This window comes from Ruegeria sp. AK4, assembly GCF_056541025.1.
Genome location: NZ_JBQFXS010000071.1, coordinates 1 through 1,220, shown reverse-complemented (window position 1 = coordinate 1,220; position 1,220 = coordinate 1). Strand labels below are relative to the sequence as shown.

3 protein-coding genes are annotated in these 1,220 nt (G+C 61.6%); all 3 read left to right on the top strand.

All coding sequences use genetic code 11. The features are described from left to right. Positions 1 to 279 (top strand): formate--tetrahydrofolate ligase (locus tag ACR0EZ_RS25905; RefSeq protein WP_480617717.1); only part of this gene is annotated, 279 nt, incomplete at its 5' end. A 57-nt stretch (positions 280 to 336) separates the two neighbouring features. Further along, the gene (locus tag ACR0EZ_RS25900; protein WP_170694337.1) at positions 337 to 642 is read left to right on the top strand and encodes a chorismate mutase; all 306 of its coding nucleotides are present in this window, start codon (positions 337 to 339) and stop codon (positions 640 to 642) included. A gap of 52 nt (positions 643 to 694) precedes the next feature. Then, the coding region (locus tag ACR0EZ_RS25895) for a tetrahydrofolate dehydrogenase/cyclohydrolase catalytic domain-containing protein (protein WP_480617716.1) at positions 695 to 1,220 on the top strand (526 nt) is incomplete at its 3' end.

Genomic DNA, 1,220 nt, shown 5'->3' with positions numbered 1-1,220 from the left:
AACAAGATCCGCAACCAGCTGCGCGAATGGGAAGAGGCCGGATATGGCAATCTGCCGGTCTGCATGGCGAAGACCCAGTATTCGTTCTCGACCGACCCGACCCTGCGCGGCGCGCCCACCGGCCATTCGGTTCCGGTGCGCGAGGTGCGCCTGTCCGCCGGTGCCGGTTTCATCGTGGTTGTCTGCGGTGAGATCATGACCATGCCCGGTCTGCCGCGCAAACCTGCTGCGGAAACCATCTGCCTTAACGACGCAGGTGAGATCGAGGGCTTGTTCTAAGCCGCCGAATAAGACATCTCGTGGTCCGGGGTTACCCCGGGCCATGAGGAGACCACGATGCCCACTCTGACACCGCCGCAAGATTGTCATTCGATGCACGAGTTGCGGGCTCAGATCGACAAGCTGGACCGCCAACTGATCGAGATGTTGGTGACGCGGGCGGGATATATCGACCGCGCGTCCGAGTTGAAACCGGCCGAGGGTTTGCCCGCCCGTATCCCTCAGCGTGTCGAAGAGGTGGTGCAGCGTGTGCGTGCAAGCTCGGACGATCTGGGGCTGGACCCGGACCTTGCCGAGCGGATGTGGCGCATTTTGATAGACTGGTCGATCGCACGGGAAGAGCGCGTGCTCGGCCCTGACTGAATGACCGGGCGCCCGTGCGCCCGATCCGTTTTTTGAATGAAGGGATCAAAGGATGGTAGCGCAAGTCATCGACGGTAAGGCTTTTGCGGCCAAAGTGCGTGCGCAGGTGGCCGATCAGGTTGCAAAGCTGAAAGAAGAAAACGGCATCACGCCCGGTCTGGCCGTGGTTCTGGTGGGCGAAGATCCGGCCAGCCAGGTCTATGTCCGGTCCAAGGGCAAGATGACCGTCGAGGTCGGCATGAACTCGTACGAGCACAAGCTGGACGCCGACACATCCGAGGACGACCTGCTGGCGCTCATCGACAAGCTGAACAACGATCCGGCGGTTCACGGCATTCTGGTGCAGCTGCCGCTGCCCAAACACCTGAACGAGGATCTGGTGATCAACTCGATCGACCCGGCCAAGGATGTCGATGGCTTCCACATCTCGAACGTGGGCCTGCTGGGCACCGGACAGAAATCGATGGTGCCCTGCACGCCGCTGGGCTGCCTGATGATGCTGCGCGACCACCATGGCTCGCTTTCGGGCATGGATGCGGTGGTGATTGGCCGGTCGAACATCGTGGGCAAGCCGATGG

What these genes read in the sequence shown, in the direction of transcription:
- ACR0EZ_RS25900 (WP_170694337.1), top strand. Translation starts at nt 337, where the DNA reads ATGCCCACTCTGACACCGCCGCAAGATTGTCATTCGATGCACGAGTTG.